The organism is Streptomyces sp. NPDC048584, assembly GCF_043199595.1.
Classification (GTDB): domain Bacteria; phylum Actinomycetota; class Actinomycetes; order Streptomycetales; family Streptomycetaceae; genus Streptomyces; species Streptomyces edwardsiae.
This window is the reverse complement of the sequence record NZ_JBICWF010000006.1, coordinates 130,516-154,402: the sequence shown is the minus strand read 5'-3', so window position 1 is coordinate 154,402 and position 23,887 is coordinate 130,516. Positions and strand designations below refer to the sequence as shown.

Below are 23,887 nucleotides of genomic sequence, written 5' to 3'. Positions count from 1 at the left end.
CCACAGGATGGGGGCGAGGTTCTCGCGATGACATTAGTCCGCGCCCGCAGGACGGTTCGCAGCCGCTGGAGTTGAGGGCTCATCACGCAGTGAGACCGGGTGTGAACACACCGGTAAAGGCGACCGGGGCACGATTGGTGCAGCTTCTTATGAATCGGGACACAAGGGCGCACCACCGACTACCGAAAGGGGGCGGAAGGCACATGAGGACATCGTTGTCGACCCCCCTTCATGTGGTGAACCTCACATGTGAAAACGTGCTCGGCGGCACCGCGATGCGGCCGCCGGCAACACGTCGAATCCTTTCGGGGACGTGCACCCGGGAGTCTCCGGAGCCGGAGCGCGGGCATTCCGGCGGTAACACCGCCGCGCCGGGTGAACGCCTAGCGCATGTCCGTCATCACACCGTGCAGGAATGACAGGTCCACGACTTCCAGGGACGGAACGACGGTCCGCCGGGCGGCCGGGGTGATCGGGCCCACGGAGGGCACGGCGACGACACGGCAGCCCGCCGCCTCGGCGGCGGTGACACCGGTCACGGTGTCCTCGACGACGGCGCAGCGCACCGGGTCGACACCGAGTCCCGCGGCGGCCGCGAGATAGGGGTCGGGGAACGGCTTGGTGCGCGGCACCTCGTCGCCGGCGACCGACAGCGCGAAGTGCTGGGGGCCCAGTGTGGTCAGCACCCGGTCGATGATCCGCCGGTGGGAGGCGGAGACGAGCGCCGTGGGGATCTCGTACTCGGACAGTTCGGCGAGCAGCCGCGCGGCGCCCGGCATCAGCGGCAGGGCGAGGTCGATACGGTCCTCGAAACCGTCGTTGAGCAGGACCGTGAGTTCGGCGAGGGCGATGTCGGCGCCGGTGGCCTCGATGAGGAAGCCCGCACTGCGGGTCATGGGGCCGCCGACCACGACATGGCGCCAGGAGTCGTCGAGGGTGTGGCCGAGGGAGGCGAAGACCTCGACCTCGACGTCCCACCAGAAACCCTCGGTGTCGACCAGGGTGCCGTCCATGTCGAGGAGCACGGCCTGCAGGGCCGACCCCTCGGCCGTCCGGGTTCCGAGCGCGGGAACCGTACTGGTCATCCGCGTACCTCCTTCACAGGGACGATCAGGCCGGTTCCCACGGGGGGAACCGGCCTGCGGTGGACCGACCAGTGTACGTCGTGCGGGACGCGAACGCCCGGTGTGGCGCCCGCGGCCTCAGCGGGCGTTGAAGTACTTGGCCTCCGGGTGGTGGATGACGATGGCGTCCGTGGACTGCTCGGGGTGCAGCTGGAACTCCTCGGACAGCTGGACGCCGATGCGCTCGGGTTCGAGCAGGGCGGCGATCTTGGCGCGGTCCTCCAGGTCGGGGCAGGCACCGTAGCCGAGGGAGAAGCGGGCGCCCCGGTACTTCAGGGCGAACATGTCCTCCATCCCGGCCGGGTCCTCGCCCGCGAAGCCGAGTTCGGAGCGCACCCGGGCGTGCCAGTACTCGGCGAGGGCCTCCGCAAGCTGTACGGAGAGCCCGTGCAGCTCCAGGTAGTCGCGGTAGGCGTTGGCCTCGAACATCCGGGCGGTCTCCTCGCCGATGCGGGAGCCGACGGTGACGACCTGGAGACCGACGACGTCCCTCTCACCGGACTCCTCCGGACGGAAGAAGTCCGCCAGGCACAGCCGGCGGCCGCGGCGCTGGCGCGGGAAGGTGAAGCGGGTGCGCTCGTTGCCCTGCTCGTCCAGGATGATCAGGTCGTCGTCCTTGGAGACGCACGGGAAGTAGCCGTACACCACGGCGGCCTCCAGCAGGTTCTCGGTCTGCAGCCGGTCGAGCAGTCCGCGCAGTCTGGGGCGGCCCTCGGTCTCGGCCAGTTCCTCGTACGTCGGCCCGTCGCCGGTGCGGGCCTGCTTGAGGCCCCACTGGCCCTTGAAGAGGGCGCCCTCGTCGAGCCAGCTCGCGTACTCCTTGAGCTGGATGCCCTTGACCACGCGGGTGCCCCGGAAGGGCGGAGTGGGGACGGGGTTGTCGGTGGCGACGTCGGAGCGGACGTGCCCCTCCTCGGGGCGCTCCTCGATCTCCACGGTGGCCGCGCGGACCCGGCGCTGGCGCAGTTCCGGCAGCTGGGCGCCGGGCACTCCGCGCTTGACGCCGATGAGGGCGTCCATCAGGCGCAGGCCCTCGAAGGCGTCGCGGGCGTAGCGGACCTCGCCCTGGTAGATCTCGTGCAGGTCCTGCTCGACGTAGGCGCGGGTGAGGGCGGCACCGCCGAGGATCACCGGATAGTCGGCGGCGAGGCCGCGCTGGTTCAGCTCCTCCAGGTTCTCCTTCATGATCACCGTGGACTTCACCAGCAGCCCCGACATGCCGATGACGTCGGCCTTGTGCTCGTCGGCGGCGTCCAGGATCGCGGAGACAGGCTGCTTGATGCCCAGGTTGACGACGTTGTAGCCGTTGTTGGTCAGGATGATGTCGACGAGGTTCTTGCCGATGTCGTGCACGTCGCCGCGCACGGTGGCGAGCACGATGGTGCCCTTGCCGGCCTCGTCGGTCTTCTCCATGTGCGGCTCGAGATGGGCCACCGCGGTCTTCATGACCTCGGCGGACTGGAGGACGAACGGCAGCTGCATCTGGCCGGAGCCGAAGAGCTCGCCGACGACCTTCATGCCGTCCAGGAGGGTGTCGTTGACGATGGCGAGGGCGGGCCGCTCCCGGAGGGCGTCGTCGAGGTCCTGTTCCAGGCCGTTCTTCTCGCCGTCGATGATGCGCCGCTTCAGCCGCTCCTCCAGCGGCAGTGCTGCCAGTTCCTCGGCCTTGCCGGCCTTGAGGGACTTGGCGGTGGCGCCCTCGAAGAGCTGCATCAGCTTCTGCAGCGGGTCGTAGCCCTCGGCGCGGCGGTCGTGGATGAGGTCGAGGGCGGTGCGGACCTCCTCCTCGCTGAAGCGGGCGATGGGCAGGATCTTCGACGCGTGGACGATCGCCGAGTCCAGGCCGGCCCTGACGCACTCGTCGAGGAAGACCGAGTTCAGCAGGATGCGGGCGGCCGGGTTGAGGCCGAAGGAGATGTTCGACAGGCCGAGGGTGGTCTGCACCCGCGGGTGGCGTTCCTTCAGCAGCCGGATGCCCTCGATCGTGGCCAGGCCGTCCTTGCGGGACTCCTCCTGGCCGGTGCAGATGGTGAAGGTCAGACAGTCGACGAGGATGTCCTCCTCACGGATGCCCCAGTTGCCGGTGAGGTCGTCGATCAGCCGTTCGGCGATCTCGACCTTCTTCTCGGCCGTACGGGCCTGGCCCTCCTCGTCGATGGTGAGCGCGATCAGCGCGGCACCGTGCTCCTGGGCCAGCCGGGTGACGCGGGCGAAGCGGGATTCGGGGCCGGAGCCGTCCTCGTAGTTCACCGAGTTGATGACCGCGCGGCCGCCGAGCTTCTCCAGACCGGCCCGGATGACGTCGACCTCGGTGGAGTCCAGGACGATGGGGAGGGTGGAGGCGGTGGCGAAGCGGCCGGCCAGTTCCTTCATGTCGGCGACGCCGTCGCGGCCCACGTAGTCCACGCACAGGTCGAGCATGTGCGCGCCCTCGCGGATCTGCTCGCGGGCCAGCTCCACGCAGTTGTCCCAGCGGCCTTCGAGCATGGCCTCGCGGAACTTCTTCGACCCGTTGGCGTTCGTCCGCTCGCCGATCGCCAGGTAGGCGGTGTCCTGACGGAAGGGGACGCTCTGGTACAGGGAGGCGGCTCCGGGCTCCGGGCGCGGGTCGCGCTCGGCCGGGGGGAGGCCGTGCACGCGCTCCACGAGCTGCCGCAGATGCTCGGGCGTCGTACCGCAGCAGCCGCCCACCAGGGAGAGGCCGTAGTCGCGGACGAAGTTCTCCTGGGCGTCGGCCAGCTCTCCCGGGGAGAGCGGGTAGCGGGCGCCGTCCTTGGTGAGTTCCGGCAGGCCGGCGTTGGGCATGCAGGAGAGCTGGACGCGGGAGTGGCGGGCCAGGTGGCGCAGGTGTTCGCTCATCTCGGCCGGGCCGGTGGCGCAGTTCAGGCCGATCATGTCGATGCCCAGCGGTTCCAGCGCGGTGAGCGCGGCACCGATCTCGGAGCCCAGCAGCATGGTGCCGGTGGTCTCGACGGTGACCGACACGATCAGCGGGACCTCGAACCCGGCGGTCTCCATCGCACGGCGGGCGGCGATGACGGAGGCCTTGGTCTGCAGCAGGTCCTGGGTCGTCTCCACCAGGAGCGCGTCCGCGCCGCCCGCGAGGAGACCTTCGGCGTTCTGCTGATAGGCATCACGGATGACGCCGAAGGTGGTGTGGCCGAGGGTGGGCAGCTTGGTGCCGGGGCCCATCGAGCCCAGGACCCAGCGGGGGCGGCCGTCCCGCGCGGTGAACCCGTCGGCGGCCTCGCGGGCGATGCGCGCGCCGGCCTCGGACAGTTCGGTGACGCGCTCGGGGATGTCGTACTCGCCGAGCGCGGTGAGGTTGGCGCCGAAGGTGTTGGTCTCGACGCAGTCGACTCCGGCGTCGAAGTACGCGGAGTGGACCGAACGGACGATGTCCGGGCGCGTCAGGTTCAGGATCTCGTTGCAGCCCTCGAGGTTCTCGAAGTCCTCGAGCGTGGGGTCCTGTGCCTGGAGCATGGTGCCCATCGCTCCGTCGGCGACCACCACGCGGGTGGCGAGCGCCTCACGGAGGGCGGACACACGGGTCCGGCTGTCGGCGGAAGGGGTCAGCGGCGACGAGGCCATGTACGGGGCTCCCTAGATGCGACGGCTGTCGGCTTTGCGGCTGCCCGGGATCCCCTCACGGAGCGTCCCCGGCTGGGCGCACCTCGCCAGGGTATCCGGGACCACGCCCTGATGTTCAGGGCGTCCACGGGGCGGACGATGATGGCCGGTGTCCGCCGTTCGGAGTACGAGTCGGGGGACCGATCACGTCCGATCGTTGGCGAGAGGTCGGCATCGACCGGTAGTGTTCGGCATTGCCGAACAGTGGCAGCGGCCGTCGCGGGTCGACGGCCGAAGGGGACGGAGGCAGTACGGCGATGGCACGGAACATCCAGTCGCTCGAACGGGCGGCGGCGATGCTGCGGCTGCTCGCGGGTGGCGAGCGGCGGCTCGGCCTGTCGGACATCGCCTCGTCGCTGGGCCTCGCCAAGGGCACCGCGCACGGCATCCTGCGCACCCTCGCGCAGGAGGGGTTCGTCGAGCAGGACGACGCCTCCGGGCGCTATCAGCTGGGTGCCGAGCTGCTGCGCCTGGGCACCACCTATCTCGATGTGCACGAGCTGCGGGCGCGCGCCCTGGTGTGGACGGACGACCTGGCCCGTTCCAGCGGCGAGAGCGTCTACCTCGGCGTGCTGCACCAGCAGGGCGTGCTGATCGTGCACCACGTCTTCCGGCCGGACGACAGCCGGCAGGTCCTGGAGATAGGGGCCATGCAGCCGCTGCACTCGACGGCGCTGGGCAAAGTTCTGTCGGCCTACGACCCGGTGGCCCACAGCGAGGCCCTGGAGGCCGACCGCAAGGCGTTCACCGACCGTACGGTGTGCGACCCGGACGCCTTCGAGCACATCCTCGACCTCACGCGCGCGCGGGGGTACGCGGCCGACGTGGAGGAGACCTGGGAGGGCGTCGCCGCCGTCGCCGCCCCCATCCACGACCGGCGCCGTATGCCGGTGGGCGCGGTGGGCATCACCGGGGCGGTGGAGCGGCTGCGCCGGGACGGCGAGCTGCGCTCCGAGCTCATCGCGGCGGTACGGGACTGCGCCCGCGCGGTGTCGCGGGACCTGGGCGCCGGACGCTTCTGAGCACATCACGGACGGGACCGGGGCGCCGTACGGCGTTCCGGTCGAAGGCATGTCCCGATGCGGGCGTTCCGGGGCCGGACCCTGGGCAGAGATCGATAACCCGGGGCGATCAGTAACGATCGCGTTTTCGATAACCAAACCCTTGACGGGTGCCGGGCGCCGGGAAAGACTCCCGTCCATCGGTCGGCATTGTCGAACACCTACCGGCAATACGCGCTAGAGTAGGACAATGCCAAGGGCCGGCATCGCTCTCACCCCTGAGGGCGCCAATCCCCGGTGGGACCCGGGGGTCGGCTTCCCTGGACGAAGGACAAAGGAGTCGCGGGTGTCCAGCTCCGACATCTTCATCGGCGAGACCATCGGTACCGCCATACTCATCCTGCTCGGTGGCGGCGTCTGTGCCGCCGTGACGCTGAAGGCCTCCAAGGCCCGTAACGCCGGCTGGCTCGCCATCGCCTTCGGGTGGGGCTTCGCCGTCATGACGGCGGTATACATAGCCGGACCGCTCTCCGGCGCCCACCTCAACCCGGCCGTCACCGTGGCCCTCGCCGTCAAGGACGGCGAGTGGAACAACGTTCCGGTCTACTTCGCCGGAGAGTTCCTCGGCGCGATGATCGGCGCGACCCTGGTCTGGCTCGCCTACTACGGCCAGTTCCTCGCCCACCTCACCGACCGGGAGATCGTCGGCGGGCCGGGTGCGCAGACCACGGCCGCCAAGGCCGTCGAGGCGCAGGAGAAGGGCGCGGGCCCGGTGCTCGGCATCTTCTCCACGGGTCCCGAGATCCGGCACACGGTGCAGAACCTCGCCACGGAGATCATCGGCACCTTCGTCCTGCTGCTCGCCATCCTCACCCAGGGTCTGAACGACGCGGGCAACGGACTCGGCGTACTGGGCGGCCTGATCACGGCGCTCGTCGTCGTCTCCATCGGTCTGTCGCTGGGCGGCCCGACCGGTTACGCCATCAACCCGGCCCGCGACCTCGGCCCGCGCATCGTGCACGCCCTGCTGCCGCTGCCGAACAAGGGCGGCTCCGACTGGTCCTACGCCTGGGTCCCGGTGGTCGGTCCGCTGATCGGCGGTGCCCTCGCGGCAGGCCTCTACAACGTCGCCTTCGCGTAGCCCCCGCATCCCCGACAGCGCCGTACGTACTGCCCCGTACCCAAGGAACTCCCAGGAGCACACAGTGACCGACGCCCACACCGCCGGCCCGTTCATCGCCGCCATCGACCAGGGCACCACCTCCTCCCGGTGCATCGTCTTCGACCGCGACGGGCGCATCGTCTCCGTCGACCAGAAGGAGCACGAGCAGATCTTCCCCAAGCCGGGCTGGGTCGAGCACGACGCCAACGAGATCTGGACCAACGTCCAGGAGGTCGTCGCCGGTGCCATCGACAAGGCCGGCATCACCCGCGACGACATCAAGGCCATCGGCATCACCAACCAGCGCGAGACCACCGTGCTGTGGGACCGGAACACCGGTGAGCCGGTCCACAACGCCATCGTCTGGCAGGACACCCGCACCGACGCCCTCTGCCGCGAGCTGGGGCGCAACGTGGGCCAGGACCGCTTCCGCCGCGAGACCGGCCTGCCCCTCGCCTCCTACTTCGCCGGTCCCAAGGCCCGCTGGCTGCTCGACAACGTCGACGGTCTCAAGGAGCGCGCGGAGGCGGGCGACATCCTCTTCGGCACCATGGACACATGGGTCATCTGGAACCTGACCGGTGGCGCGAACGGCGGCCACCACGTCACGGACGTCACCAACGCGTCCCGCACGATGCTGATGAACCTGCACACCATGCAGTGGGACGAGAAGATCGCCGAGTCCATCGGCGTCCCCCTGGCGATGCTGCCGGAGATCCGCTCCTCCGCCGAGGTCTACGGCGAGATCACCGGCGGCCGGCTGGGCGAGCTGCTCGGCGGCATCCCCGTCGCCTCCGCGCTGGGCGACCAGCAGGCGGCCCTGTTCGGCCAGACCTGTTTCGCCGAGGGCGAGACCAAGTCGACGTACGGCACCGGCACCTTCATGGTGATGAACACCGGCGACAAGATCATCAACTCCTACAGCGGGCTGCTGACCACCGTCGGCTACAAGATCGGCGACCAGGACACGGTCTACGCCCTGGAGGGCTCGATCGCCGTCACCGGTTCGCTGGTGCAGTGGATGCGCGACCAGATGGGCCTGATCTCCACCGCCGCCGAGATCGAGACCCTCGCACTGTCCGTCGAGGACAACGGCGGCGCCTACTTCGTGCCGGCCTTCTCCGGTCTGTTCGCCCCGTACTGGCGCTCCGACGCCCGCGGTGTGATCGCCGGCCTCACCCGGTACGTCACCAAGGCACACCTCGCGCGTGCCGTCCTGGAGGCCACCGCCTGGCAGACGCGGGAGATCGCCGACGCCATGACGAAGGACTCCGGCGTGGAGCTGACCGCGCTCAAGGTCGACGGCGGCATGACCTCCAACAACCTGCTGATGCAGACCCTCTCGGACTTCCTGGACGCGCCCGTGGTGCGCCCCATGGTCGCCGAGACCACCTGCCTCGGCGCCGCCTACGCCGCCGGTCTCGCCGTCGGTTTCTGGAACAGCACCGACGACCTGCGCGCCAACTGGCGGCGGGCCGCCGAGTGGACCCCCCGCATGGACGCGGAGACCCGCGACCGTGAGTACAAGAGCTGGCTCAAGGCCGTCGAGCGGACCATGGGCTGGATCGCCGACGAAGACTGACGAGGAGTAAGAACCGCCATGACCACCCAGTCCACCCTGCAGTCCGTGCCTGCCCTGGGGACGCGCCCGGCGTCCGGCTCGAACCCGAGCCGCGCCGAGACCCGGGAGCAGCTCTCCAAGGCGTCGTACGACCTTCTCGTGATCGGCGGCGGCATCCTGGGCATCTCCACCGCCTGGCACGCCGCGCAGTCCGGCCTCAGGGTGGCTCTGGTGGACGCCGGTGACTTCGCCGGCGCCACCTCCTCCGCCTCCTCCAAGCTGCTCCACGGCGGTCTGCGCTATCTGCAGACCGGTGCGGTGAAGCTGGTGGCGGAGAACCACTTCGAGCGCCGTGCGGTCTCCCGCGAGGTGGCCCCCCACCTGGCGAACCCGCTCACGTTCTACCTCCCCGTGTACAAGGGCGGGCCGCACGGCGCGGCGAAGCTCGGCGCCGGTGTCTTCGCGTACTCGGCGCTGTCCGCCTTCGGCGACGGCGTCGGGCATCTGCTCTCGCCGGCCAAGGCCGCGCGGGACGTGCCGGAGCTGCGTACCGACAACCTCAAGGCCGTGGCCGTGTACGGCGACGACCAGATGAACGACGCGCGCATGGCGCTGATGACGGTCCGCGCGGCGGCCGAGTCCGGCGCGGTCGTCCTCAACCACGCCGAGGTGACGGGCCTGCGCTTCACCCGGGGCCGGGTCACCGGCGCCGAGCTGCGCGACCGGCTCTCGGGCGACGAGTTCGGGGTGAACGCCCGGCTGGTGCTCAACGCGACCGGCCCGTGGGTCGATCACCTGCGCCGGATGGAGGACCCGGACGCCGCGCCCTCCATCCGTCTGTCGAAGGGCGCCCACCTGGTCCTGAAGCGGACCTCGCCGTGGAAGGCCGCGCTGGCCACGCCGATCGACAAGTACCGGATCACCTTCGCCCTCCCCTGGGAGGACATGCTGTTGCTCGGCACCACCGACGAGGAGTTCGAGGGCGACCCGGCGGACGTCGCGGTCACCGAGAAGGACACCGCGCAGATACTGGACGAGGCCGCGTTCTCCATCCGCGACCAGCAGCTCGACCGTGATCTGATCACGTACTCGTTCGCGGGTCTGCGGGTGCTGCCCGGCGGTCCCGGGGACACGGCCAAGGCGAAGCGGGAGACCGTCGTCACCGAGGGCCGGGGCGGGATGCTGTCCGTCGCGGGCGGCAAGTGGACCACCTTCCGCCACATCGGCCGTACGGTGATGCAGAAGCTCCAGGCGCTGCCCGGCCACCCGCTGGGCGACGACTTCGAGCCGGTCGCCGCGCTGCCGAAGAAGCTGCCGCTGCCGGGTGTGGCCAACCCCCGCGCGGTCGCCCACCGGCTGCTGGTGGACGGTCCGGCGCCCGGCCCGCGCATGGCGGCGGACACCGCCAGGCACCTGGCCACCCACTACGGTTCGCTGGCCTTCGACATCGCGCGTCTCGCCAACGAGGACCCGGAGCTCGCCCGGCGCGTGCACCCGGACGCCCCGGAGATCCGGGCGCAGGTCGTCTGGGCCCGGGACCACGAGTGGGCCGAGACCGCGGACGACGTGCTGCGCCGCCGTACGACGCTGACGATCCGGGGCCTGGCCACGGACGAGGTCCGCGCGGATGTGCAGGAGCTGCTCGACAAGAAGTAGCCGCAGTTCCTCCGGCTCCCCCGCGCGGGAGCCGGGTGTACGCCGCCGGGGGCGGCTCCGCGCCGACGGGGCCGCCCCCGGCCCGTACATAATGGGCCGGATACATCGGAGGTCTGGCCCGCAGGGAGGCGCGGTATGGCAGTGACCGACGAGGCGATCGAGAAGATCAAGTCAATGATCGTCTCGGGTGCGCTGCGTCCCGGCGCCCGGCTGCCCAAGGAGAGTGAGCTCGCGGCCGAGCTGGGGCTGTCCCGCAACTCGCTGCGCGAGGCGGTGCGTGCCCTCTCGCTGATCCGCATCCTGGACGTACGGCAGGGCGACGGCACGTACGTCACGAGTCTGGACCCGCAACTCCTGCTGGAGGCGCTGAGTTTCGTCGTCGACTTCCACCGGGACGACACGGTCCTGGAGTTCCTCGCCGTGCGCCGCATCCTGGAGCCGGCCGCGACGGCCCTGGCGGCCGGGCGGCTCGGCGAGGAGCAGCTGGACGAGCTGACGGAGCAGTTGGACAAACTCGGTGACGAGCCGTCGCTGGAGGACCTGGTCGCCGCCGATCTGGAGTTCCACCGGGCCATCGTGCGCGGCTCGGGCAACTCGGTGCTCTGCTCCCTGCTCGACGGTCTGTCCGGGCCCACCACCCGGGCGCGGATCTGGCGCGGGCTCACCCAGGAGGACGCCGTCGGGCGCACCCTGCGCGAGCACCGGGCCATCCTCGCCGCCCTGCGGGACCGGGACGCGGAGGCGGCGAGGTCCTGGGCGACGGTGCACATCGCGAGTGTGGAGCAGTGGCTGCGGTCGACGCTGTGACGGGTGTTTCCGTGTGCCCGGCGGGGCAGTGATGGGGGCACTCCCCTTGTGAAGGGGGCTGCGGGCGCCCCCTGGGCACGCCGTAAGGTTGGGGCGTACGCGAGGGCACGTCGGAAGGAGGCGCTGGGTGATCGAGCTCGAGGGGGTACCCGAGCTGATCGACCCGGTCATGGTGGCCGCGTTCGAGGGCTGGAACGATGCCGGTGACGCCGCCTCCACCGCGGTCGCGCATCTGGAGCGGGAGTGGAAGGGCGAGGTGTTCGCGGCGCTGGACGCCGAGGACTACTACGACTTCCAGGTGAACCGCCCCACGGTGTTCATGGACGGCGGGGTGCGCAAGGTCACCTGGCCGACGACGCGGCTCTCGGTGGTCCGGGTCGGCGGGGACAAGCCGCGTGACCTGGTGCTGGTCCGCGGGATCGAACCGTCCATGCGCTGGCGTTCGTTCTGCAACGAGATCCTCGGTTTCGCGCACGAACTCGGTGTGGAGCTGGTGGTCGTGCTGGGCGCGCTGCTCGGTGACACCCCGCACACCCGGCCGGTCCCGATCAGCGGGACCACGTCCGACCCGGACCTGGCCCGCCGGATGGATCTGGAGGAGACCAAGTACGAGGGTCCCACGGGCATCGTCGGCATCCTCCAGGAGGCGTGCACGCACGCGGGCGTGCCGGCCGTGTCGCTGTGGGCGGCGGTGCCGCACTACGTCTCGCAGCCGCCCAACCCGAAGGCCACGCTGGCCCTCCTGAACCGGCTGGAGGACCTGATCGACGTGCGGATCCCGCTGGGCGAGCTGCCCGAGGACGCGCGTGCCTGGCAGGTGGGCGTGGACCAGCTGGCCGCGGAGGACAGCGAGGTCGCCGAGTACGTCCAGTCGCTGGAGGAGGCGCGGGACACCGCGGAGCTGCCGGAGGCGACGGGCGAGGCGATCGCCCGCGAGTTCGAGCGCTATCTGCGGCGCCGTGACGGTGCGTCGGGTCCGCCCGGCGGGCATGCGACGGCGGACGGCTCGGACGGTACGTCGTACCGACGCGAGGGTCCGTCCGGACGCCCTCGTCCGCATCGTCCCCCGAAGCCGGATCCGGAACCGGACTCCGACACGGGCGGCGAGGAGTCGTCGGAGGACTGATCGAGAAGGGGCGCCCCGTTGCTGACGGGGCGCCCCTTTTGTCGTCGTGGCCGGCTGCGGTGCCGCGCGGGCGGCGACACCGGAACACCGTCCAGCGGTCTCGGTTCGGGGCCGCCCACCGTCGCGGGCCGCTACGGCGACCGGGACCGCTCCGCTGCCGAACGGGGCGGTCCGTCGTGTGTCCGCCGTGCGGGACGCTGCGCCGGGTGTGCGGCCGCCCGTTACAGGGCCACGCCGAGCAGGGCGTCCACCGCGCGGGAGACGACGCCGGGGGCGCCGGGGTCCGTGCCGCCGGTTTCCTCCTGGAGGACGGCCCAGCGGTCCACGGCGGCCAGGGCGGCCGGGGCGTTCAGGTCGTTCGACAGGGCCTCGCGGATCTCCTCGACCAGTGGCTCGGCGGGCGGGCCGTCGGGGCGGGAGACCGCCGCGCGCCAGTGGCCGAGACGGGTCACCGCGTCCTGGAGGACCTGGTCGGTCCACTCCCAGTCGGCGCGGTAGTGGTGGGCGAGCAGCGCCAGCCGGATCGCCGCCGGGTCCACGCCGTCGCGGCGCAGTCGGGAGACGAAGACCAGGTTCCCCTTGGACTTGGACATCTTCTCGCCGTGCAGGGCGACCATGCCGGCATGGACGTACGCCGTGGCCATCGGGAACTCGCCGGTGAGCGCCTGGGCGTGCGAGGCGCCCATCTCGTGGTGGGGGAAGACCAGGTCGGAGCCGCCGCCCTGGACGTCGAAGCCCATGCCGAGGTGGTCGAGGGCGATGGCCACGCACTCGATGTGCCAGCCGGGGCGGCCCCGGCCGAGCGAGCCGCCGTCCCAGCTCGGCTCGCCCTCGCGGGCGGCCATCCACAGCATCGGGTCGACGGGGTTCTTCTTGCCCGGACGCTCCGGGTCGCCGCCGCGCTCGGCGGACAGCAGCCGCATCGCGGCGGCGTCGAGGTGGGAGACCTTGCCGAAGTGCGGGTCCGCTTCCACGGAGAAGTAGATGTCGCCGTCCAGCTCGTAGGTCGCGCCGAGGTCGCGCAGCCGTTCGACGAGCGGGACGATGCCGGGTATCGCCTCCACGGCGCCTATGTACTCCCGCGGGGGCAGCATCCGCAGCGCCGTCATGTCCTCACGGAACAGCGAGGTCTCGCGCTCGGCGAGCTCGGCCCAGTCGACGCCGTCCCGCTCGGCCCGCTCCAGCAGCGGGTCGTCGACGTCGGTGACGTTCTGGACGTAGTGAACCTGCCGCTTGGTATCGAGCCACACGCGCTGCACCAGGTCGAACGCGTTGTAGGTCGCCGCGTGTCCGATGTGGGTGGCGTCGTAGGGGGTGATGCCGCAGACGTAGATACGGGCGACGGGACCGGGAGCGGAGGTGATCAGGCCGCCGGTCGCGGTGTCGTGGATCCTCAGGTCGCGGCCCTGACCAGGCAGGGCGGGGACCTCGGAAGCGGGCCAGGCATGCATGGGATGAGCCTAACCGGACCGCGGTTCGGAAAACGAACGGGAGCGGGCCGGATGACCGGGGAGGCCCTCTTGCGCGACGCGCTCCGCCATGCCGTCGCTCACGTCCGGGCGGGCTGCCGGCGCTGCCCGGGGCCGGATGCCGGCCCTGTCCCAGGTCTGACGCCGGCCCGACGCTCCCGGCGACACAATGCCGGTCCGGCCCCGGACGGGCTGTCGACTCCGCCCCCGGGGCGGTATGCCGTCGCTGGCCGCGCGGTGCCGGTCACGTGACGGTCCGGCCCCGGACCCGTGCCGGTCCGGTCCGGTCCGGGGCAGAATGCCGGCGCCGGTCCCGGACGAGCTGTCGACTCCGCCCCCGGGGCGGTATGCCGTCGCTGGGCACGTGGTGCCGGTCACGTGGCCGTCCGGCCCCGGAGCCGTGCCGGTCCGGTCCGGTCCGGTCCGGTCCGGTCCGGGGCAGGCTGCCGGAGCCGGTCCCGGCTCAGGCAGGCTGTCGTTCCCGTTCCGGGCGGGGTGCGGCGCGTCGCCGGAGGGCTGCGGGCCCTTGTTCCGGGCGGCTGCACGGCACGATGCCGATCGGGTCGGGGGCAGGCTGCCGTTTCCGTTCCGGGCGGGTGCAGCGTGTTGCCGGTGTTCTCGGGTGGGCCGCCGGTTGCGGCAGGGGGTGGTTCTGTTCAGACCGGGGGCCAGGGGATGGCCGGCCAGTCGCCGCCCGGCTGCGGGTGGACGGCGGTGGTGAGGAGGGTGTCGACGCGGGTGCGGGTGGCCGCGATCTCCGTGGGGGTGATGTGGGGGGTCAGGGCGGTGGTGAGGGGGCCGGTGGGGGCGAGGGCCGCGCCGAGGGCCTCCAGGACGCTCAGGGCCTCGGCCGTCAGGGGCTCGCCCGCCCAGCCCCACAGCAGGGTGCGGAGTTTGTCCTCGGCGTTGAAGGTGACGCCGTGGTCGATGCCGTACAGCGGGCCCTCCGCGGTGGGCAGCAGATGGCCGCCCTTGCGGTCGGCGTTGTTGATCACCGCGTCGAGGACCGCGAGCCGGCGCAGCCGCTCGTCGTCGGCGTGTACGAGCAGCGCGGTACGGCCCTCGCCGACCTCGGCGAAACCGATCGCCTTCCAGCCCGGCTCCGGCTCCTCGCCGTCCACCAGGGCGAGGAGTTCCGCGCCCGGTGCCGTCTCGATCCACAGCTGGCACATGCCCTCGCCGTACGGGCCGTCGCGGAGCACGGTGGGCGGGACAAGGCCCCAGCCGGTCGCCCGGGAGACCTCGTACGCCGCGACCTCGCGCCCGGCCAGCGTGCCGTCGGGGAAGTCCCACAGGGGCCGCTCCCCCGCGACCGGCTTGTAGACGCACGCGGCCTCGCGGCCGTCGTACGTCACGGTGCAGTACAGCGCCGCGTTCGACGCCTCACGGATGCGTCCGCGTACGGTCAGCTCGCCCTCGGCGAGCAGCACGGCCGCGGCCGGGTCGGCGGCCTTCACGCTCCGCGGCGGTATCCGTTCTGGCGCGGACATACGTGTCCTTCCGGGTCGAGCGGGAGACTGCACAGCGGGCACGGCGGCCGCCCGGCGTTGACGACGTCGAGGGCCCGCTTGGCGAAGGCCCGGGCCTGCGTGCCGGTGAGCCGGACGCGGAGCATCGGGGGCCCGTTCTCCTCGTCCTGGAGCAGCCGCTCCTCGGCCTCCGCCAGGTCCTCGTCCGTGTCGGCGTCCAGCTCGACGAGGGCCTGCGCCTCCACGATCATGCGCTGCTCCTCACCGTCCCAGGCGAGCGCCATCGTGCCGACGCGGAACTCCTCCTCCACGGGGGTGTCCAGCGGGGCGGAGTCGGTGATCTCGGTCGGCGCCATCGCCGGCACCGAGGCGCTGCCGCCGCTGCGGCGCACGACCTCGTCGAGCAGTTCGTCCATGCGCTCGGCAAGGGCGGCGACCTGGGTCTTCTCCAGGGCCACGCTGGTCACCCGGGAGCCGGCGGAGGCCTGGAGGAAGAACGTACGGCGCCCTGGCAGGCCGACCGTGCCGGCCACGAAACGTTCCGGTTGGTCGTAGAGGAACACCTGACGGGACACGTCCTGTCTCCATTGAGAGTCGTGGGGGTACGGGCGGCCGTGTGCACGGGCCGCACTGCGGCGACCGCTTCACCCTACTGCGCCCGACGATCACGGTGCGCCCGCGTCGCCTCCGACCGTGGCGTCGCCGGCCGGCGGTTCCTCGCGCGGCGCCAGGGACGCGAGGTCTCCGGTGTCGCCGAGGCGGACGAGGAAGGGCCGCAACCGTGTGTAACGGATCGCGGTGATGGAACACGGTTCAACGGCGATCCGCTGGAAGAGGTCGAGATGAAGTCCGAGTGCGTCCGCGACGAGAGACTTGATGATGTCGCCATGCGAGCACATGAGGTACACGGCGTCGGCGCCGTGATCGCGCTCCACGCGCGCGTTCCACTCGCGTACCGCCTCGGCGGCGCGCGTCTGCATCGCGCGCATGGACTCCCCGCCGGGGAAGGCCGCCGCCGACGGGTGCGCCTGGACGACCTCCATCAGGGGTTCGTCCTTGAGCTCGGCGAGTTTGCGGCCCGACCAGTCGCCGTAGTGGCACTCGCCGACCCGGTCGTCGGTGTGCGGGGTGAGGCCGGGGCGTTCGTCCAGCAGCGGCTGAATCGTTTCCTGACAGCGCTGGAGCGGGCTGGTGACGATCTCGGCCAGCGGCAGCGCGGCGAGCCGTCCGGGGAGTGCGGCGGCCTGGGCGGCGCCGCGGTCGTCGAGGGCGACACCGGGTGTCCACCCGGCGAGCAGTCCCTCGGTGTTGGCGGTGGAACGTCCGTGCCGGACCAGGAGCAATGTGGGCATGCGGCCCAGGGTAGGCGCACGCCTGTGTGTGGTGTCCGCCGAAGAGAAGGGGAGTGCGGTTCGTGATCGTCGACTGTGCCATCTACCGGGAGGGGCACCGCTCGGAGGGGCCCCGGGACTTCTCCGACGCGCTGGACGGGGCGCGGGCGGCGGGGGGATTCGTCTGGATCGGGCTGCACGAGCCGACGGCGGACGAGTTCGACCTGGTCGCGCGGGAGTTCGGGCTGCATCCGCTGGCCGTGGAGGACGCCCTCAAGGCCCATCAGCGGCCCAAGCTGGAGGTGTACGACGACTCGCTGTTCGTGGTCCTCAAGCCGGTCGAGTACGAGCCGCGGAGCGACACCGTCTCCTCCGGCGAGGTCATGATCTTCCTCGGTGACTCCTTCGCGGTGACCGTACGGCACGGCGAGGGCGCGCCGCTCGCCGCCGTACGGCAGCGGCTCGAGCGGGAGCCCGAACTGCTCGGTGAGGGGCCGACGTCGGTGCTGTACGCGGTCGCCGACGCCGTCGTCGACCACTATCTGGACGTGGCGACCGAGCTGGGGACCGATCTGGAGGAGCTGGAGGCGGAGGTCTTCACCCCCGACGGGGGCGGCTCCCGGCACACCGCCTCCCGCATCTACAACTTCAAGCGGCAGATCCTGGAGTTCCGGCGGGCGACCGGGCCGCTGGCGCCGCCGATGGCACGGCTGGCGGGCGTGGGCTCGTACGGGGCCGGGGTGCCGTTCGTGGAGGACAGGGCGCGGCCCTTCTTCCGTGATGTGCACGACCATCTGACGCGGGTGAACGAGTCCGTGGAGGGGCTGGACCGGCTGGTCTCCGACATCCTCTCGGCGCATCTCGCGCAGATGAGCGTGCGGCAGAACGACGACATGCGGAAGATCTCCGCGTGGGCGGCCATGGCGGCGATCCCGACGATGCTCGCGGGGATCTACGGGATGAACTTCGAGCACATGCCGGAGCTGCGCTGGGAGTGGTCGTATCCGGTGGTGATCGTGGCGATGGTCGCGCTGGAGGTGCTGGTGTTCCGGCTGTTCAAGCGGCGGGGGTGGATGTAGCGGACGGGCGTGGGGCCCGGGGAGGCCCGCCCTCTCAGGCCGCTTCGGGTTCCGGGCTCGCCGGGCCGCCCAGGGCGTCACGTCGTTCCGGCGTCCTGAGCGACACCATGCGGCGCCAGCCGCCCGCGCGTTCGTACGCGTACACCGCGTGGATGCCGGCCGCGAGGACCGCCGCCTTGGGGCCGGGCCAGCCGAGGATGCGGCCCATGTGGGCCATCACCGCCAGGCTGACGTCCCGGTACACACGGATCTCCGCGAGCGCGCACTCGCGCAGGGTGCGCTGGATCGCGCGGCCGTGTCCGGCGTACGCGAAGCGCAGCAGTTCCTCGTGGCAGTAGGCGAGGTGGTTGTCCTCGTCGTCGGAGATCATCCTGACCGCGCGGCCGAGGTCCGGGTGGTCGGCGAAGTGCTTGCGGAGCATGGTCATCTGCTCGGAGGCGCGCTGTTCGGTGACCCTGCTGTGGGCGAGGTAGGTGACGATGTCCTGGACCGTGAGCGGCTCGTCGCGTTTGAGCTTGTCGTGGGCCAGGCCGATGCCGTTGGTCTCCAGGAGCATCGTGTAGTCGGTGTCCCGGGGGACCGGGACGGGCTCGAGGCCGCGCTTCTTCATCAGGGCGTTGAAGATGCGGCCGTGCTTGTCCTCGTCGGCGCCGTGCCTGGTGATCTTGGGGGCGAGGTCGCGCTGGGTCTCGGGCACCAGCGCGGCGATGCGGGCGTTCTCCCAGCCGCCCTGGGACTCCCCGCTCGCGGCGATGGAGCAGAAGAGTGCGAAGGAGTCGTCGTTGTCGACGATCTCCTGGAACAGCGTCTTGGCCGAAAGCATGGTGGGCCGCCTCTCCACGCGGACTCTGCAAAGAACGAGTCAAGTGCCTCGGGCGCGGGGCGGCAACAGGTGCGGCGGGTAACTCCGCCGAACGGAGTACGGGGCGGGGGTCGCGCGGCGTAACCGGGTGGGACGCGGGGCGTTGGTGCGGGGGACGGCCGTGGCGGGGTGGGCCCCCGGACCCCCACCACGGCCGCGGTGATCTACGCCAGGCCCGCGCGTTCCAGGGCCTCGGTGCCGGCGCGGAGTGAGGCGAGGCGTTCGTCGAGCGTGAAACCGGCCGGGGCGAGGGTGAGGGTGGTGACCCCGGCGGCGGCGTACGCCTTCATCCGGTCGGCGATGCGGTCGACGGAGCCGAGCAGGGTGGTCCTGTCGATCAGGTCGTGCGGTACGGCCGCGGCCGCGCCCTGCTTGTCGCCGGCCAGGTACTTGTCCTGGATCTCGGCGGCCTCGCGCTCGTAGCCCATGCGCTGCGCCAGCTGGTTGTAGAAGTTCTGCTTGCGGCTGCCCATGCCGCCGACGTACAGCGCGGTGTACGGGCGGAAGGTGTCGGCGAGCGTGCTCACGTCCTTGTCGTCGCCCACGGCGAGGGGGACGGTGGGGCAGATGTCGAAACCGTCGAGGGTCCTGCCGGCCTTCTCGCGGCCCGCGCGGAGGTGTTTGACGGCCGTGTCCTCGAGGTGGTCGGCGGAGGGGAAGATCAGCAGGGCGCCGTCGGCGATCTCGCCGGTCTGTTCGAGGTTCTTCGGGCCGATGGCGGCGATGTAGAGGGGGATGTGCTCGCGCTCGGGGTGCACGGTGAGCTTGATGGGCTTGCCGGGGCCGCCGGGTAGGGGGAGCGTCCAGTGGTCGCCGTCGTAGGAGAGGCGTTCGCGGGTCATCGCCTTGCGGATGATCTCGACGTACTCGCGTGTGCGGGCGAGGGGCTTGTCGAACTTGACGCCGTACCAGCCCTCGGAGACCTGGGGGCCGGAGACGCCGAGGCCCAGGCGGAAGCGGCCCTGGGAGAGGGAGTCGAGGGTCGCCGCCGTCATCGCGGTCATCGCGGGCTGGCGGGCGGGGATCTGGAAGATCGCCGAGCCGACGTCGATACGGTGGGTCTGGGCGGCGACCCAGGTGAGTACGGTGGCGGCGTCGGAGCCGTAGGCCTCCGCCGCCCAGCAGACGGCGTATCCGAGGCGGTCGGCTTCCTGGGCCACGGCGAGGTTGTCCGCGTCCATTCCGGCACCCCAGTAGCCGAGGTTGATCCCTAGCTGCATGACCGTCTCCCCTTACCGATGAGTAACGTCGCTTGTGCGGAGACCCTATACCTCCGGTGAGGCTTGGGCAGCGGCCGTGCGTGGCGAGTTGGTCCCTCCGCACGCCGCGGGCGATCGTGCCGCTGGGCGGCACGGGTGGGCGCGACGGCAGACGCCCTGCGGGCGCGGCTGTGGCGGGGCGACCCGTAGGACAGCGGTCCCGGGCGAATCCGTTGTCCACAGGCCCGTCACACCCAACGCTCCGCCCAGTAATCTCGGCGTTCATGGAGCAGAGGCATCTCGGCCGTACCGGCCTGCGTGTGTCCCGGATCGGGCTCGGGACACTGACCTGGGGTCGGGACACCGACGAGCACGACGCCGCGGACCTCTTGAAGACGTTCTGGGAAGCCGGCGGAAACCTCGTCGACACCGCCGATGTGTACGGCGACGGCGAGTCCGAGTATCTGCTCGGCAGGCTGATGGACGGCCTCGTACCCCGCCGGGACCTCGTCATCTCGACGAAGGCCGGCAGCGTGGCCGACCCGGACCGCCGGTTCGACGGCTCACGCGGCCATCTGCTCTCCGCCCTCGACGCCTCCCTCGCCCGCCTCGGCACCGACCACGTCGACGTGTGGCACGTCCACGCCTACGATCCCGCCACCCCGCTCGACGAGACCCTCGAGGCGCTCGACATCGCCGTCGGCAGCGGCCGGGTGCGCTACGCCGGTGTCTCCAACTTCTGCGGCTGGCAGCTCGCCAAGGCCGCGACCTGGCAGCTCGCCGCGCCCGGCGCGCGCACCCGGCTGGCGAGCACACAGATGGAGTACTCGCTGCTCCAGCGGGGCGTGGAGCGTGAGGTCCTGCCCGCCGCCCTCGATCTCGGTATCGGCTTGCTCCCGTCCTCACCGCTCGGCCGGGGCGTGCTCACCGGCAAGTACCGCAACGACTCCGCGCCGCGGGACTCCCGCGGCGCCTCGGAGCATCTCGCCCCCTTCGTCGCGCCGTACCTCGACGACACGGCCGGCAGGATCGTCGACGCCGTGACCACCGCCGCGGACGGCCTGGCCGTGACCGCGCTGCAGGTGGCCCTCGCCTGGATCCGTGACCGGCCCGGGGTGGCCGCCCCCATCGTCGGCGCGCGCCACACGCAGCAGCTCACGGCGGCGTTGTCAGTGGAGGCCCTTAGTCTTCCTGACGAGATCTGCCGGGCGCTCGACGATGTGTCGGCGCCCGTGCACCGCTATCCCGATCACGACTGGAGCACGCTGTGAGCACGGAGCCGCCCGAGACCGCGGAGGACGCCGAGAAGCCGGGGACGCCCGCCGAGGGCGCGCAGGTGTCCGAGGCCGAGGCCGAGCTGGCCGCGCAGCGCCTGGAGCGGGAGCGGATCGAGCGGCGCAAGGCGGAGCGGCAGGAGCCGATCGAGGCCGGAGCCAAGCTGAGCGGCACGGCCGCCGATCTGCTGGCCGCGGTACGGGCCGTGGAGAGTGGTGAGAAGCCGGCCGCCACCGTGTTCGCGGAGGCCGCGCCCGCGCCGCTCAGGCCCGCGCCCGAGCCCGTACGGCGGGCTCCGGCGGTGACTCCCGGGCCGGTGGCGCCCGCCCCGGGAGCCGTCGAGGAGGTGCGCGAGGTGCTCCTCCAGGGGGGTGCGCCGGAGGGCATCGCCGGGCAGGCGGCCGAGGTCGGCGCCGATGTGCTGCGCGCGGATCCCTGGCAGTTGCTGCGGGTCCCCGGGGTGCGGCCGGAGCAGGCGGACGGGTTCGCCCGGGCGCTGCTCGGTGCCGGGGCCGGGCCGGACGACGAGCGGCGGGGGCGGGCGGTCACCGTGTGGCTGCTGGAGCAGGCGGCGCTCGCCGGGCACACCGCGCTGGAGATGACCGCACTGGTCGTCGCGCTGGAGCGGCAGGGAGTGCCGGAGGCCGAGAAGGCCGTGCAGAACGCCATCTCCGAGGGTGATGTCCTCGTTTTCCAGGACGCCGTCGGCGAGGCCGGGGACGACGAGGAGGACGAGGAGCGGCCGGTTCGGGTGCTGGTGGGCCTGGAGCGGTACGCCCTGGCCGAGGAGAGTCTGGCCGACGGGCTCGGGCGGCTGATCAGCTCCGTGACCGAGCAGGGCGCGGAGTGGGAGCGGGCGGCCGCCTCGGCGGAGGGTTCGGCCGGGGAGCTGATCCGGGCCGTCGCGGGGCACGGGCTGGTGCTGCACACCGGCGGGGAGGCCTCGCTCGCCGAACCGGCGGCGCTGGTGGCCGCCGCACGGGGTGTGGGGCTGCGGGTGTGGGCCGTGGCCCATGGCCCGGTCGGGCGTGCGCGGTTCGCGGCCCTCGTGGGCGGCGAGGACACCGGCGCCGTCACCGTGGCGGGGCTGCTGTCCGGTGCCGAGGGGCCCGTGCGGGACGCCGACGGGGCGCTGGACCTCGATCTGCTGGTGGTGCTCGACGCCCCGCAGCTGGACGTCGAGACCGCCGCGCTGCTGACGGAGTCGCTGCCGGACGGGGCGCGGCTGGTGCTGGCCGGTGATCCGGGTGTGCTGTGGTCGGTGGGGGCGGGGCGGGTGTTCGCCGATCTGCTGGCGGCGCGGGTCTGCCCGCAGATCGCGTCGCGGCGCCCGGATCCCGGGCCGCTGGGCGAGCTGGTGTCCGGGATCGGTGTCGGCGAGCTGAACCAGGTGGCGGCGCCCGGCAAGGAGGTCGTGATCGTGCCGGTGCGGGACGCGGGAGAGGCCGTGCACCGGGCCGTGCAGCTGGTGGTGGACTCGGTGCCGCGCGCCATCGGTGTGCCGGTCAAGGAGACACAGGTGATCACGCCGGGGCACGGGGGCGCCGTGGGCACCCGGGCGTTGAACGCCGCGCTGAAGGAGCGGCTGAATCCGGGACCGGGACGCTTCGGCGGGTTCGATCCGGGTGACCGGATCGCCTACTCCCCCGCTCCCGGCCGTACGCTGCCGGGCCGTGTGGCCTCGGCCGACGCCGAGGGTCTGCACCTGGAGTGCGGGGGCGAGGAGATCGTCGTGCCGAGGGAGCGGGTGGAGTCGGCCGTGCGGCACGGCTGGGCGCTGACCGCGCACCAGGCGGTGGGCTGCCGGTGGCCCGCGGTGGTCGTGGTGCTCCCCGGTGACGCCGCGCAGGTCCTGAGCCGGCCATGGGTCTATACGGCGTTCAGCCGGGCGGACCGGCATCTGTCCGTGGTGCACGGGGTGGAACAGGCACTGCCGCGCGCCGTGGCCGAGGTGACGGCGAAGCCGCGCACCACGCGGCTGCCGTTCCTGCTGGCCCCGCAGGTGCCGCCGGTGGCGGAGGCCTGAGCCGCGGCGTCGTACGCGGGGGGCGGCACCGGGCCGTGCCGCCACCGCGCGAGCACCCGTGCCGAGGTGACGGCGACGCCGCGCGTCTGCCGGCACGAGTGGTGTCCCGTCGGGGTCAGCGGCGGTTGGCCTCGAGGGGATCCAGGTCCTCGTCCTCGCTCGGGTCCGGTTCGTCCTCGAGGTCGTCGTCGTCGAACACCGCACTGACGTCGAAGCGGCACACCACCTGCTGCGGGTCCACCTGCTCGAACGGCGACTCAAGCCACTCGCCGGGTTCGGCGGGTTCGTCCGATGCCGCCACCCAGAGCGTGGAGTCACCCTCCTCCAGCCCGAACTCCTTGTGCCGGGAGGCGATCTCGTCCGGCTCGAACTCGCCGAACAGCAGACCGAGGGCACCGTGGACGGTCCCGGACGCCTCCGTGCTCTCGTCGTCGTCCGCCGCCTCGATGCGCTGGGCGTGGGCGCGCAGCCGCTGGGGTTCCACGACGGCGTAGTCGCGGCGGATCAGCACGCTGACCGCCGCCGGTTCCTCGGGACCGGTGTACGGCGGCGTGTCCTCGGCGCCGGGGATCTCGAAGGGGGTGACCTCGTCGTAGCGGTCGTAGAGCAGTTCGTCGTACGTCTCCGCGGCCGCGGCCAGCTGGTTGAACGCCTCGTAGACGGCCGGGTCGTCCTCCCCCGACCGGCGTTCGACCGCGGCCAGGTGGCGGTCGAGCGCGGTCTTGACCGCCTCGGCGGCGGCGCGTACCTCGGCAGCGGTGGACTGCGCAGCATCAGACATAGTGCAGACGCTATCCGTACCGGGGCCCGGCCCGCACAATAGATGCGATGCCGGAATACGAATTTGCCGACGTGTACGTACCGCGCGGGGTCTCCCGCAAGGAGACGGCACGCCTGCTGACGGACCATGCCGAGTACGGTCACTGGGAGTTGTACCGCTTGACGCTGATGCGTGACGGCAGTCGCAGGGTGCGGCTGCGGAGGCGGATCATCCGCCAGGTGCGAGCCACCTGGTGATCCAGGGCCTGTCCGGGCCCTGGCTGGGACACCCGACCGGAATCACATACGGAGCGGACCCCGCGAGCGCGGGGTCCGCTCCGTATGCGGGGT

19 protein-coding genes are annotated in these 23,887 nt (G+C 71.8%); 10 read left to right on the top strand and 9 right to left on the bottom strand.

What is annotated here, in order from left to right; genetic code table 11:
- Positions 1–383: 383 nt before the first annotated feature.
- Both ACGFR9_RS15610 and metH read right to left on the bottom strand, forming a co-directional pair.
- Positions 384–1,085, bottom strand: coding sequence for an HAD family hydrolase (locus ACGFR9_RS15610; protein WP_393207916.1), 702 nt, complete (start codon positions 1,083–1,085; stop codon positions 384–386).
- A gap of 117 nt (positions 1,086–1,202) precedes the next feature.
- Positions 1,203–4,715, bottom strand: a complete 3,513-nt coding sequence (metH, locus tag ACGFR9_RS15605) for a methionine synthase (protein WP_393207913.1) — start codon at positions 4,713–4,715, stop codon at positions 1,203–1,205.
- 296 nt (positions 4,716–5,011) lie between these two features.
- Between metH and ACGFR9_RS15600 the strand changes: the two genes are divergently transcribed.
- From ACGFR9_RS15600 to ACGFR9_RS15575, 6 genes are all read left to right on the top strand, one after another.
- Positions 5,012–5,776: an IclR family transcriptional regulator gene (locus ACGFR9_RS15600; protein ID WP_393207910.1), complete on the top strand. Its 765-nt coding sequence runs from the start codon at positions 5,012–5,014 to the stop codon at positions 5,774–5,776.
- A gap of 325 nt (positions 5,777–6,101) precedes the next feature.
- Entirely contained in the window at positions 6,102–6,896 is a 795-nt protein-coding gene (locus tag ACGFR9_RS15595; RefSeq protein WP_393207908.1) for an MIP/aquaporin family protein, read from the top strand.
- A gap of 64 nt (positions 6,897–6,960) precedes the next feature.
- Positions 6,961–8,499 (top strand): glycerol kinase GlpK, encoded by a 1,539-nt coding sequence (gene glpK / locus ACGFR9_RS15590; RefSeq protein ID WP_393207905.1) that lies wholly within the window; start codon positions 6,961–6,963, stop codon positions 8,497–8,499.
- An 18-nt stretch (positions 8,500–8,517) separates the two neighbouring features.
- Positions 8,518–10,134 carry an FAD-dependent oxidoreductase gene (locus ACGFR9_RS15585; RefSeq protein WP_393207902.1) on the top strand — a complete coding sequence of 539 codons (1,617 nt, stop codon included), beginning with the start codon at positions 8,518–8,520 and terminating at the stop codon, positions 10,132–10,134.
- Positions 10,135–10,269: 135 nt separating this feature from the next.
- The gene (locus tag ACGFR9_RS15580) at positions 10,270–10,941 is read left to right on the top strand and encodes a FadR/GntR family transcriptional regulator (protein WP_393207899.1); all 672 of its coding nucleotides are present in this window, start codon (positions 10,270–10,272) and stop codon (positions 10,939–10,941) included.
- A gap of 127 nt (positions 10,942–11,068) precedes the next feature.
- A complete protein-coding gene (locus tag ACGFR9_RS15575; RefSeq protein ID WP_393207896.1) occupies positions 11,069–12,067 on the top strand; it encodes a PAC2 family protein in 999 nt (332 codons plus the stop codon).
- Between the two features lie 221 nt (positions 12,068–12,288).
- On the opposite strand, the gene mshC is transcribed toward ACGFR9_RS15575, so the two are convergent.
- The 4 genes from mshC to ACGFR9_RS15555 form a co-directional block, all read right to left on the bottom strand.
- Entirely contained in the window at positions 12,289–13,518 is a 1,230-nt protein-coding gene (mshC, locus tag ACGFR9_RS15570; protein WP_393207893.1) for a cysteine--1-D-myo-inosityl 2-amino-2-deoxy-alpha-D-glucopyranoside ligase, read from the bottom strand.
- Positions 13,519–14,192: 674 nt separating this feature from the next.
- Positions 14,193–15,026 carry an SCO1664 family protein gene (locus tag ACGFR9_RS15565; protein ID WP_393207890.1) on the bottom strand — a complete coding sequence of 278 codons (834 nt, stop codon included), beginning with the start codon at positions 15,024–15,026 and terminating at the stop codon, positions 14,193–14,195.
- Positions 14,990–15,580 (bottom strand): DUF3090 domain-containing protein, encoded by a 591-nt coding sequence (locus ACGFR9_RS15560; RefSeq protein ID WP_311645738.1) that lies wholly within the window; start codon positions 15,578–15,580, stop codon positions 14,990–14,992. Before ACGFR9_RS15560 ends, ACGFR9_RS15565 begins: the two co-directional genes overlap by 37 nt.
- Positions 15,581–15,670: 90 nt before the next feature.
- Positions 15,671–16,357, bottom strand: a complete 687-nt coding sequence (locus ACGFR9_RS15555; RefSeq protein ID WP_030225421.1) for a histidine phosphatase family protein — start codon at positions 16,355–16,357, stop codon at positions 15,671–15,673.
- Positions 16,358–16,419: 62 nt separating this feature from the next.
- On the opposite strand from ACGFR9_RS15555, the gene ACGFR9_RS15550 reads away from it, so the two are divergent.
- Positions 16,420–17,415 (top strand): magnesium and cobalt transport protein CorA, encoded by a 996-nt coding sequence (locus tag ACGFR9_RS15550; protein WP_393207886.1) that lies wholly within the window; start codon positions 16,420–16,422, stop codon positions 17,413–17,415.
- Between the two features lie 34 nt (positions 17,416–17,449).
- Here ACGFR9_RS15550 and ACGFR9_RS15545 read toward each other — a convergent pair whose 3' ends face one another.
- Together ACGFR9_RS15545 and ACGFR9_RS15540 are read right to left on the bottom strand one after the other, a co-directional pair.
- A complete protein-coding gene (locus ACGFR9_RS15545) occupies positions 17,450–18,238 on the bottom strand; it encodes a ferritin-like domain-containing protein (RefSeq protein ID WP_393207883.1) in 789 nt (262 codons plus the stop codon).
- Positions 18,239–18,441: 203 nt separating this feature from the next.
- Complete coding sequence (locus ACGFR9_RS15540; RefSeq protein ID WP_393207880.1) at positions 18,442–19,497, bottom strand: LLM class F420-dependent oxidoreductase; 1,056 nt, start codon at positions 19,495–19,497, stop codon at positions 18,442–18,444.
- 263 nt (positions 19,498–19,760) lie between these two features.
- Here ACGFR9_RS15540 and ACGFR9_RS15535 point away from each other — a divergent pair, with 263 nt between their 5' ends.
- On the top strand, positions 19,761–20,747 hold the full coding sequence (locus tag ACGFR9_RS15535; protein WP_393207877.1) for an aldo/keto reductase: 987 nt from the start codon (positions 19,761–19,763) through the stop codon (positions 20,745–20,747).
- Complete coding sequence (locus ACGFR9_RS15530; RefSeq protein WP_393207874.1) at positions 20,744–22,777, top strand: ATP-binding domain-containing protein; 2,034 nt, start codon at positions 20,744–20,746, stop codon at positions 22,775–22,777. Before ACGFR9_RS15535 ends, ACGFR9_RS15530 begins: the two co-directional genes overlap by 4 nt.
- Positions 22,778–22,892: 115 nt before the next feature.
- On the opposite strand, the gene ACGFR9_RS15525 is transcribed toward ACGFR9_RS15530, so the two are convergent.
- Entirely contained in the window at positions 22,893–23,558 is a 666-nt protein-coding gene (locus ACGFR9_RS15525) for a hypothetical protein (RefSeq protein ID WP_393207871.1), read from the bottom strand.
- A gap of 47 nt (positions 23,559–23,605) precedes the next feature.
- Between ACGFR9_RS15525 and ACGFR9_RS15520 the strand changes: the two genes are divergently transcribed.
- Positions 23,606–23,794 (top strand): DUF5703 family protein, encoded by a 189-nt coding sequence (locus tag ACGFR9_RS15520; RefSeq protein WP_030225438.1) that lies wholly within the window; start codon positions 23,606–23,608, stop codon positions 23,792–23,794.
- The last annotated feature ends 93 nt before the right edge of the window (positions 23,795–23,887 follow it).